Annotated in this window: 7 protein-coding genes; 5 read left to right on the forward strand and 2 right to left on the reverse strand. The window is 67.4% G+C overall.

Annotated features, from left to right (window positions below; translation table 11 throughout):
- The first annotated feature begins 71 nt into the window (after positions 1-71).
- From AB7O82_RS03540 to ligA, 3 genes are read left to right on the forward strand one after another with little or no spacing between them, the layout of a single operon-like run.
- Positions 72-896 carry an outer membrane protein assembly factor BamD gene (locus AB7O82_RS03540; RefSeq protein ID WP_428543619.1) on the forward strand — a complete coding sequence of 275 codons (825 nt, stop codon included), beginning with the start codon at positions 72-74 and terminating at the stop codon, positions 894-896.
- Between the two features lie 10 nt (positions 897-906).
- Complete coding sequence (recN, locus tag AB7O82_RS03545) at positions 907-2,586, forward strand: DNA repair protein RecN (protein ID WP_428543617.1); 1,680 nt, start codon at positions 907-909, stop codon at positions 2,584-2,586.
- A 10-nt stretch (positions 2,587-2,596) separates the two neighbouring features.
- Positions 2,597-4,759: an NAD-dependent DNA ligase LigA gene (ligA, locus tag AB7O82_RS03550; protein ID WP_428543615.1), complete on the forward strand. Its 2,163-nt coding sequence runs from the start codon at positions 2,597-2,599 to the stop codon at positions 4,757-4,759.
- A 198-nt stretch (positions 4,760-4,957) separates the two neighbouring features.
- On the opposite strand, the gene AB7O82_RS03555 is transcribed toward ligA, so the two are convergent.
- Positions 4,958-5,908 (reverse strand): OmpA family protein, encoded by a 951-nt coding sequence (locus tag AB7O82_RS03555; RefSeq protein ID WP_428543613.1) that lies wholly within the window; start codon positions 5,906-5,908, stop codon positions 4,958-4,960.
- Positions 5,909-6,334: 426 nt separating this feature from the next.
- On the opposite strand from AB7O82_RS03555, the gene AB7O82_RS03560 reads away from it, so the two are divergent.
- Positions 6,335-7,570 carry a D-cysteine desulfhydrase gene (locus tag AB7O82_RS03560; RefSeq protein ID WP_428618652.1) on the forward strand — a complete coding sequence of 412 codons (1,236 nt, stop codon included), beginning with the start codon at positions 6,335-6,337 and terminating at the stop codon, positions 7,568-7,570.
- Here the strand turns inward: AB7O82_RS03560 and AB7O82_RS03565 are convergent.
- Complete coding sequence (locus AB7O82_RS03565) at positions 7,567-9,582, reverse strand: aminopeptidase P family protein (protein WP_428550714.1); 2,016 nt, start codon at positions 9,580-9,582, stop codon at positions 7,567-7,569. The genes AB7O82_RS03560 and AB7O82_RS03565 overlap by 4 nt on opposite strands.
- 208 nt (positions 9,583-9,790) lie before the next feature.
- Here AB7O82_RS03565 and AB7O82_RS03570 point away from each other — a divergent pair, with 208 nt between their 5' ends.
- On the forward strand, positions 9,791-10,198 hold the full coding sequence (locus AB7O82_RS03570; protein ID WP_428618654.1) for a DUF1127 domain-containing protein: 408 nt from the start codon (positions 9,791-9,793) through the stop codon (positions 10,196-10,198).
- The last annotated feature ends 283 nt before the right edge of the window (positions 10,199-10,481 follow it).

Below are 10,481 nucleotides of genomic sequence, written 5' to 3' on the forward strand. Positions count from 1 at the left end.
GGGCCTTGCGGCCCCTCTTTTTTTCGCCGGGGCATGATATAAGGCCACGCCACGAAATTTGCGGTCAGGGTATGTCGACAGCGGTCTCACGAAGGGCCTGGAACGCGTTCGCCGGATTGGCACTGTGCACGTCATTCGGGCTCGCCGGATGCGGCTCGTCGGACGATGACGTCAACTACGTCGAGCAGCCGGTCGAGGTGCTCTACAACAACGCACTCGATGAGCTGGGAGCCCAGGAATACAAGGCGGCGGCCAAGGGCTTCGAGGAAGTCGACCGCCAGCATCCCTATTCGGTGTGGGCGACCAAGGCGCAGATCATGGCGGCCTTCGCCTACTACCAGTCTAACAAGTACGACGAGGCGATCATCGCGCTCGACCGGTTCATCCAGCTCCATCCCGGCCATCGCGACATTCCCTACGCCTACTACCTGAAAGCGTTGTGCTACTACGAGCAGATCTCCGACGTCGGTCGCGATCAGCGCATGACGCAACAGGCGCTCGAGGCGCTGGCCGAGGTCGTGAAGCGCTTCCCCGAATCGCCCTATGCGCGCGACTCGCGACTCAAGGTCGAGCTGGCGATCGATCATCTCGCCGGCAAGGAGATGGCGGTCGGCCGCTTCTATCAGCAAAACCAGCAGTATGTCGGCGCCATCAACCGCTATCGCGTGGTGATCGAGCGCTACCAGACGACGACGCACGTGCCGGAGGCCTTGCACCGGCTGGTCGAAAGCTACCTGTCGCTCGGCGTCAAGAGCGAGGCGCAGGAGGCGGCCGCGGTGCTGGGGTACAATTTTCCCGGTAGCGAATGGTACCAGGACAGCTATTTCCTGATGACCGGCGAGGGCACCCCGGCACCGCCCGACGAGAAGCCCGGCTGGTTCTTCGGCCTGTTCTGACCCGGCCTGCATGCTGGTCTCGCTTTCGATCCGCGACTTCGTGCTGATCGAGAAGCTCGATCTCGACTTCGCCCGCGCGGGCGCCGGCGGCCTGGGGGCGCTGACCGGCGAGACCGGGGCGGGCAAGTCCATCCTGATCGATGCGCTTGGCCTGGCGCTCGGCGCCCGCGCCGACTCGGGCGCGGTGCGGCGCGGCGCGGCGCAGGCCTCGGTCGCGGCATCGTTCGATCTTCCCGGCGGCCATGCCGCGCGCCAGGTGCTGGTCGACCAGGCGCTCGAGGTCGAAGATGTGCTCACCCTGCGCAGGCTGATCGGAGCCGATGGGCGAGGCCGCGCGTTCGTCAACGACCAGCCGGTCTCGGTGGCGCTGCTGCGTCGGCTGGGCGACTTGCTGGTCGAGATCCAGGGCCAGATGGAACAGCACGGTCTGCTCGACATGGCGACCCATCGCGCCTCGCTCGATGCCTTTGCCATGCTCGAAAGCCAGGCAGGGACCGTGCGTACCGCGTGGCAGGCCTGGCGTGCCGCCGAGCAGGCCTCTGCCGATGCCGCAGCGGCGGCCGAGGCGGCGCGCCGCGATGAGGAGTTTCTGCGCCACGCCGTGAAGGAACTCGCCACGCTGGCGCCGCGGGCCGACGACGAGGAGAACCTCACCCGGGAGCGGCAGGCGTTGCGCGCCGGCAGCGCCCTCGGCGAGACGCTCGGCCAGGCCCTGGCGGAGCTCGAACATGGCCGTGGCGCGGTGGCCGCATTGCGCGCCGCGCATCGGCTGATCGAGCGTCAGGCCGACAAGGCGGCGGGCCGCCTCGACACGGCGCTGTCGGCGCTCGATCGCGCGCTCAGCGAAGCGACCGAGGCACAGGCGCAGCTCGAAGCCGCGCGCGAATCGTTGGAGGTCGATCCGGCGCAGCTCGAAAGGATCGAGGAGCGTCTGTTCGCGCTGCGCGCCGCCGCGCGCAAGCACGGCGTGCCGGTGGCCGAGCTCGCGGCCCTGGCCGAAAGGTTCATGGGCCAGCTCGCGGCGCTCGACGATGGCGAGGCTCGTTTGAAGCGGCTGGCCGCCGAGGCCGCAGCGGCCCGCAGCGCTTATGTCGATGCCGCCGAGAACCTGGCGGCAGCCCGCCGCAAGGGTGCCGCCAGGCTCGACAAGGCCGTGGCTGCCGAACTCGCGCCGCTGCGGCTCGAGAAGGCGAAGTTCGTGACCGGCATCGCGACGCTGCCGCAGGCCGAATGGTCCGAGCACGGCATGGAGCGCGTCCAGTTCATGGTGGCGACGAACCCCGGGACGCCGCCGGCGCCGATCGCTCGCATCGCCTCGGGTGGCGAGCTGTCGCGTTTCCTGCTGGCGCTGAAGGTGTGCCTCGCCCGCGTGGGCGATGCCGCGACGATCGTGTTCGACGAGGTCGATTCGGGAATCGGCGGCGCCACGGCGGCGGCGGTCGGCGAGCGGCTGCGGCGGCTGGCGAAGGACGTGCAGGTCCTGGTCGTCACCCATTCGCCGCAGGTCGCCGCGCTGGCCGATCGGCAATGGCTGATCCGCAAGAAGACGACGCGGAATGCCGCCAGCACCGACGTGCTGGCGCTCGATGCCGCGGGCCGTCGCGAGGAGATCGCACGCATGCTGTCGGGCGCCGAGGTGACGGCCGAGGCGCGGGCCGCAGCCGACCGGCTGCTGGCCGCCGCAAGGTAGGAGGTTGACGATGTCGCGGGCCGCCAAGGTCGTCTCTGCGATCGCGGTCGATGATCTCACCGCTCGCCAGGCGCGCGCCGAGCACAAGCGCCTCAAGGCCGAGATCGCGCACCACGACAAGCTCTATCACGAGCAGGACGCGCCGGAAATCTCCGACGCCGACTATGACCGGCTGCGCCAGCGGCTGAAAGCCATCGAGGAACGGCTGCCGGAGTTGGTCGACTCGACCAGCCCGACCCAGACGGTGGCGCCGACGCCGACCACGGCGTTCGCCAAGGTTCGACATGGACGGCCGATGCTGTCGCTCGACAACGCCTTCAGCGACGAGGAGCTGCAGGCCTTTCTCGATCGGGTGCGCCGCGGTCTCGAGCGCGAGACGGACCTGGCTGCCGATGCCGAGATCGCCTTCGCCTGCGAGCCCAAGATCGACGGTCTGTCGATCAGCCTGCGCTACGAGGACGGGGAATTCATCGTTGGTGCGACTCGTGGCGACGGCACGACCGGCGAGGACGTCACGGCCAACCTGCGCACCGTCAAGGACATCCCGCATCGTCTGCGCGGCACGGCGCCGCGTGCGCTGGACGTGCGCGGAGAGATTTACATGGAACGCAAGGCGTTCCAGCAGATGAACGAGCGCCAGGAGGCGGCGGGCGAGAAGACCTTCGCCAACCCGCGCAACGCCGCGGCTGGATCGCTGCGTCAGCTCGACGCCGGGATCACGGCGACCCGGCCGTTGCGGTTCTTCGCCTATGCCTGGGGTGAGGCCGAGCCACGTTCCTGGAAGACCCACAGCGCGTATCTCGGCCTGCTGAAGGAATGGGGCTTCAAGGTGAATCCGCTGTCGCAGCTGTGTCGCACGGCCGACGAGGTTCGCGCGTTCTACCGCAGGATCGCCGTCGAGCGGCCGTCGCTGCCGTACGACATCGACGGCGTCGTCTACAAGGTCGATCGCATCGACTGGCAGGAAAGACTGGGCTTCGTCAGCCGCGCGCCGCGCTGGGCGATCGCCCACAAGTTTCCAGCCGAGCAGGCGCGCACGCGGCTGAACGGCATCCTGATCCAGGTCGGGCGCACCGGCGCGCTCACCCCGGTGGCCGACCTCGAGCCGGTCAATGTCGGCGGCGTCATGGTGGCGCGCGCCACCCTGCACAATGCCGACGAGATCGAGAGGCTCGACGTGCGTGTTGGCGACATGGTGATCGTGCAGCGCGCCGGCGACGTCATCCCTCAGGTGCTGGGCTACGTGCCGGAGGAGCGCCCGAAGAAGACTCACAAGTTCCATTTCCCAACCCATTGCCCGTGCCCGCTGCATACGGAGGTGCGCAGCGAGGAGGGCGGCGTCGTGCGGCGCTGCACGGGTGGGCTGGAATGCCCGTTCCAGCAGGTCGAGCGGCTGCGTCACTTCGTTTCACGCAACTGCTTCGACATCGAGGGACTGGGCGGCACGCACATCGAGAATTTCTGGCGCGACGGGCTGTTGAAGATTCCCGGCGACATCTTCCGCCTGCCCGATCGCGTCGACGACATCCGCAGACGCGAGGGCTGGGGCGATCTGTCGGTGCGCAACCTGGTGGCGGCCATCGAGGCACGGCGCACCATCACCCTGGACAGGTTCATCAATGCCATCGGCATTCCGCTGATCGGCGAGGCGACGGCCAAGATCCTGGCCCAGGAATACGGCGCGGCCGACGCCTGGCTGGCGGAAATGCTGCAGGCCGCCGCCGAGCGCACCAAGGCGCCGGAGCCGGCGAAGAAGGAGAAGGCCGCCACCGAGGTCGGGCCGAGCTACGGCCGGCTGTGCAACGTCGAGCAGATCGGCGTCACCACGGCCGACGCGATGTGCGCCTTCTTCGGCGAGGGCCATACGATCGAGATCATTCGCGATCTGCTGGGTCAGCTCACGGTGCAGCCGGTCGAACGCCGCGCCGTCGCGGCCGATGCCAAGCTGCGCGACAAGATCGTGGTGTTCACCGGCGAGCTGGCGTCGATGACCCGCGACGCGGCCAAGGCGCGCGCCGAGGAACTCGGCGCCAAGGTTACCGATTCGGTGTCGAAGAAGACCAGCCTCGTGGTCGTGGGCGAGAATGCCGGCTCCAAGGCGCGCAAGGCCGCCGAGCTCGGCATCCAGACCATGACTGAGGCCGAGTGGCTGGCATTCTCGGCCGGAAGCTGACTTTCATGGTCATCCGGACCGCGGGCGTCCCGCCCGCTCATGATCATGAGCTTCATGAAGGCGCGTTCGGCAAGGGCGCGGCAGACCGCGCCCCTGCAGAGCCGCACCATGAGCGGGCGGGACGCCCGCGGTCCGGATTACAAAAAAAACGGCCGGGCTGAGCCCGGCCGTTCTCGAAGATCAGTGCTGCGGATCGTCTTACTGAATGACGATCTCGACGCGGCGGTTCTGCGGCTCGCGGACGCCGTCGGCGGTCTGCACCAGCAGGCCCTGCTCGCCGCGGCCGATTACCGTGATCACGTTGGCCGGCACGCCGTTACGCACCAAGGCATCCTTGACCGCATTGGCACGGCGCAGCGACAGCGCCATGTTGTAGGCCTCCGGGCCCGACGTGTCGGTGTGGCCGGTCGCCGTGATGCGGGCGCTGCCCTTGGCCTTGTAGGCGGCGGCTGCCTGGCCGATCGTCTGCAGTGCCTGCTGGGACAGGTTCGCGCGGTCCCAATCGAAGAACACCATGAACGACGGCGGCGCGACGGGCGCCGGCGGCGGAGGCGGCGGCGGGGCCGCTGCACCGAACTTGACCTGGATGGTCGCCATCAAGCTGACGTTGTTGTTGCTCCAGGTGCTGCCGAGAAAGCTCGGGTTGGTCGTGCCGTAGTAGCGGCCGTCCAGGTTGATCCGGAAGCCCGGCGCGAACTCGTAGCCGATACCGAGGATGCCCTGGAAGGCGAAGACCGTGCTGTTCAGCTGGTAGAAGGAGTCGACGAAGGCGACACCGGCGCCGGCGCCGATGTAGGGGATGACCGACCCGAAGCTGCGGAAGTCGTACAGCAGGTTGGCCATGACCGAGACCTGGCTGATCTGGCCGTTGATCGCCGCGCCGCGATAGAACTGTCCGGTGTTGTTCTGGCGATACAGGCCCTCAACCTCGATGCGCGGGCCGACAAAATCATAGCCGATGGTGCCACCCAGGCCCCAACCGGTATATGGCGAATTGTACTTTTCCCGGATCTGGGTGCCGAACATCCAGTTCAAGCCACCTTCGACACCGAGATAGACGCCGGGTTGGGCAGGGGCACCCTGGGCCTGGGCGACGGCCGGCATGCCTGATGCTGCTGCCAACACCGCCGTCACGAGCAACTTCCTCATTCTTATCTCCCTCGTCGCAGATATTTTCGCGGGTCGTATAACTGTCGACCGGTGTGATTGGGTTAGCGGTGAAATACTACGCGGCCCCGCTGGGAGTCGCCACAATTTGGAGCCCCCTCCGACGCATTACCGCCCCAGTGTGATTTTGAGGTAACAGGTGCACGCCTGCATCCCGGATGTAATTGCCTGAAGAGTGCAAATTATCCATCAAAACTTCCGAAATTCAAGACCTTCGCGCTTCACCTTGCGAGCGTGAACCGGCCGACCAGGCGCTCAGGCCTTGCCGGCCGCTGGCGGGTCGCTCCTGGGTCCCAGGATGATGGAAACGAATACGTGATTGCCGGGCGGCAAGCCGCCCTGACTGAGGGCATCCACAATCGTCGGCTGCAGCTGGTGTGCAGGGCGGCAACGCGAACCGCTCAGGGAATGGGCAAGCCCGACGTGCTGTGCGATGGCAGACCTCCGGACCTCGCGATTCTGACCAGCCACTTTCGCTTGCCGCCTTGTTTGCCTCGCGGCCGCCGATGGCTTCCCTGCGGGCGGGATGCTAGAGCTTGCGCCGTCTCGCCTCATGGTCGCGTGCGTTTGCGGCGGCGCTGGCTGCAGTTTCTTGCTGGAGTTGATCGGATGGATTTGGCTCGTTTTCCGCGTCGCCGCTACACTCATGCCCCCACGCCGATCGAGCCGCTTCCGCACTTCAGCAAGGCATTGGCGGCGCAATGCCCCGGCGGCGTCGGTCCGGAGATCTGGATCAAGCGGGACGACCTGCTCGGCCTCTTTCCGGGCGGCAACAAGACCCGCAAGCTCGAGTTCCTGGCTGCAGATGCACTGGCCCAGGGTGCCGACACGCTGATCACCTGTGGGGCGCCACAGTCCAATCATTGTCGCATCACTTTGTCCGCCGCGATCAAGGAAGGGCTCAAGTGTCGCTTCGTGATCGAAGAACGCGTCCCGGGCAGCTACCGAAAGGAAGCTGGCGGCAACAACTTCATGTTCGAGCTGATGGGAGTCGAGGCCATCACGGTCGTTCCCGGAGGCTCGGACATGGGCGCGGCGATGTCCAGGGTCGCGCAGGAAGTCGCCTCGCTCGGTCGCAAGGGCTACGTCATTCCGGGGGGTGGTTCGAACGCGATCGGCGGGCTGGGCTATGTCGCCTGCGTGCAGGAAATGCAGCAGCAATGGCTGGACATGGGCCTTGCGCTCGACGCCGTCGTGGTCGGCTCGGGGAGCTCGGGAACCCATGGCGGAATGGTGGCCGGCTTCTTCGGCAACAGCATCAAGATCCCGCTGATCGGCATCGGCGTCAGCCGTGATCCCGCCGACCAGGAGCCTCTGGTCCACAAGGAGGCGCAGGCCGTGGCCGACCTGCTGGGCATCGGCAAGGTGCCGCGCGAAGCGGTGAAGAGCGTCGGCGGCTACTGGCAGCCGAAATACTCCGTGCCCAACGCCAGGATGGTGGAAGCCGTTCAGATGCTGGCGCGGACCGAGGGGATCCTGCTCGATCCCGTCTATACCGGGAAGATCATGGCGGGCCTCATCGGCCTCGCGCGCAAGGGCCACTTCAAGCCCAGCGCCAAGGTACTGTTCATGCACACCGGCGGGCTGCCCTCGCTGCATGTCTACGAGGACGTCGTGCTCGGCCGGACCGTCGTGGCGGACTAGCCCTCGATCGGTCGAGTGGCCTCGTCGAGCCAGGCCCGCGTGGCCTCGTCGACCTGCGGTCCCACCGTCTCGCGCACCCGGCGGTGGTAGTCGTCGAGCCACCGACGCTCGACGTCGGTCAACAGCCCGGGCTCGATGCAGGCCAGATCGATCGGCGCCAGGGTCAGAGTCTCGAACTCGAGATAGCGGCGGTCGGCGCCTTCGATCTCGGCCTCGCGCACGGCGACCAGGTTCTCGATGCGTATGCCGTAGGCGCCGGCCTTGTAGTAGCCGGGTTCGTTGCTGACGATCATGCCGGGCTGCAGGGCGACGCTGTTGGCGACCTTGGAGATGCGATGCGGCCCTTCGTGAACCGACAGATAGGCGCCGACCCCGTGGCCGGTACCGTGATCGTAGTCGAGCCCGCCCTGCCACAGCGCATAGCGCGCCAGGGCATCGAGCTGCGACCCGGTCGTGCCGGCCGGAAAGCGCGCCATGGCAAGCGTGATGTGGCCCTTCAGAACACGGGTGAAGCGATCGCGCATCTCCGCCGTCGGCGTGCCGATGGCCACCGTGCGGGTGATGTCGGTGGTGCCGTCGCGATACTGGCCACCTGAATCGACGAGGTAAAGATTGCCGGTCTCGAGCCGGCGCTCGCTGGCCGGCGTCGCGTGGTAGTGCACGATGGCACCGTTCGGGCCGGCGCCCGAGATCGTGTCGAAGCTCAGGTCGCGCAAGGCTCCGGTCTCCTGGCGCAGCGCCTGCAGGCGGTCCGAGACTTCGATCTCGCGCAACGTACCGTCGCGCGATGCAGCAGACAGCCAGCCCAGGAAACGGCTGACGGCGGCGCCGTCGCGGCGGTGGGCGGCCCGGATGCCCGCCAGTTCGACATCGTTCTTGCAGGCCTTGGGCAGGGCCACGGGATCGGCGTCGCGCACGATCTCGACGCCCGCCGCCTGCAGCCGGGTCGCCGCCCACATCGGAGCGGTTGCGCTTTCGAGCAGCACGCGTTTGCCGGCCTTGCCCAGCATGTCGAGCGCGGCGGCGAGGTCGTCCGGCGGGGCCAGGGTGACGCTGTTGCCGAGCCAGGCAACGGTGCGATCGGGCACCTTGCGGCGGTCCATGTAGAGGTCGACATGGCCATCGCCGTGCAACAGGGCGAAGCCCAGTGCGAACGGCGTGCGCGGCACGTCGCCGCCGCGCACGTTCAGCAGCCAGGCGATCGAATCGGGCGCCGTGAGCAGGGCGACGTCGGCACCCTTGCCCTTGACGATGGCGGCGATGCGGGCGCGCTTGGCGGCGCTGCTTTCGCCGGCGAGCTCGTCGGGGTGCGGCAGCACCGGCGCGAGCGGCGCCGCCGGCCGGTCCGTCCACACGGCGTCGAGCGGATTGGAATCGACCGGCACGAACTCGCCGCCGGCGCGCTGGCAGGCGCGCGCGTAGCGCTCATGGCCCTCGAGGGTCTGCAACCAGGGATCGAAGCCGAGCTTGCCACCCCTGGGCAGGTTCTCGGCGATCCAGCTCTCCGGCAACTGCTCGGGAATCTGGTGCGGCGCGAAGGCCGCCGTGTCGACCTGGCTGCGCACCGCCAGCGTGTATCGGCCATCGATGAAAATGGCTGCTCGGTCGGCGAGCACGATCGCGAGGCCTGCCGAGCCGCGAAAGCCGGTCAGCCAGGCCAGACGCTGGGCCCGGCGAGGCACGTACTCGCCCTGATGCTCGTCGGCGCGCGGGACGACGAAGCCGGCGAGGCCGCGCCGCTGCAGCTCGGCGCGCAGGGCCGCCAATCGAGTTGCCGGCGCGGGCGACTCGTCGAGGCCGGAGGCGGCCTTGCCGAGGTCGGCCCGCCAGGTGGTGAGCGCCCGGGTCAGGGCAGCATCTGCCGTGGGATCGACCAACTCGACCCATTCCGGGCCGGAGAGGCTTTCCGGGGCAGCGGCAATTCCCCGCATCAGGTCGGCAAGCGCGGCGGAATCGGCCGGCCGGCCGCGTTGGCCGAGCAACCGAAGGGCATCGTCGGAGGCGGAACTCATGTCGCAGGACCCTACGCGGGGCGTCGGAGGGAGGCAAACTGCGCAATAATTGTTCTCTCGCGCTTGCGAAATGCCAAATTCTTCATCGTCATGCGTTGTCTGCATATCGGCATTCGAAGGTCCTCACTTATTCATGTAACTCAAGGGCCTATATTTGCTTCGTGCAGCGCAGCATCACTTACCGCGATGCACAATAAGGAGTAACACCATGATGACCCAGCCGATTCGGACCGTGAACAATCTGAGCAGCGAAACTTCGCCGGCGGGGGGAAACGACATTGCCAAGTCCAGCCTGCCCCTCTCTTTCGAAGAGCGTCGCCTGCTCGATCTGCGTGCCCGGTATGCACGAGCCGAGGTTCTAGCGAACGCACTCGGAGATATGATCCTGTCGCTTCGCCGGACGTTCGGCCGGCTCACCGCCGCGATCAAGGAGAACTACAAGCTTCGAGCCGCTGAGACCCAGCTCAATCGCATGACTGACCGCGAGCTTGCGGACCTCGGCCTTTGCCGGGCCGACATTGCCTTCGCGGTCCGCGAGACCCAGGGATTGAGGCCGCAGTTCGACGTCGCCGACCCGGTGACGACGGTGAATCAGGATTGGCGTCGCGCAGCGTAATTCCGCGTAGCGTAGCGTAAGCGTAGGGGCCGGCGAAAGCCGGCCCTTTTTCTTTGCCCGATCGTATCCTCCCCAGCTTCGCTGGGGAGGTGCCCCGTCATACGGGGGCGGCGGGGTCATGGTCTTCAGGACCGCGGGCGTCTCGCCCGCTCATGCGCCTCCGTGAGCGGGCGGGACGCCTGCGGTCCACATGAGCAGCACCCCTCGGTCGCCGTATGGCGGCGACACCTCCCCAGCTTTGCACCAGCGTTGCGGGGGGGAAGATCGATCTACGCATCGAACA

It is taken from the genome of Reyranella sp., assembly GCF_050185545.1.
GTDB lineage: Bacteria > Pseudomonadota > Alphaproteobacteria > Reyranellales > Reyranellaceae > Reyranella.

Bases quoted from the DNA above. Each gene is read 5' to 3' on its own strand.
- AB7O82_RS03540 (WP_428543619.1), top strand. From the start codon at position 72: ATGTCGACAGCGGTCTCACGAAGGGCCTGGAACGCGTTCGCCGGATTG.
- ligA (WP_428543615.1), top strand. From the start codon at position 2,597: ATGTCGCGGGCCGCCAAGGTCGTCTCTGCGATCGCGGTCGATGATCTC.
- AB7O82_RS03565 (WP_428550714.1), bottom strand. From the start codon at position 9,582: ATGAGTTCCGCCTCCGACGATGCCCTTCGGTTGCTCGGCCAACGCGGC.
- AB7O82_RS03555 (WP_428543613.1), bottom strand. From the start codon at position 5,908: ATGAGGAAGTTGCTCGTGACGGCGGTGTTGGCAGCAGCATCAGGCATG.
- recN (WP_428543617.1), top strand. From the start codon at position 907: ATGCTGGTCTCGCTTTCGATCCGCGACTTCGTGCTGATCGAGAAGCTC.
- AB7O82_RS03570 (WP_428618654.1), top strand. From the start codon at position 9,791: ATGATGACCCAGCCGATTCGGACCGTGAACAATCTGAGCAGCGAAACT.
- AB7O82_RS03560 (WP_428618652.1), top strand. From the start codon at position 6,335: ATGGGCAAGCCCGACGTGCTGTGCGATGGCAGACCTCCGGACCTCGCG.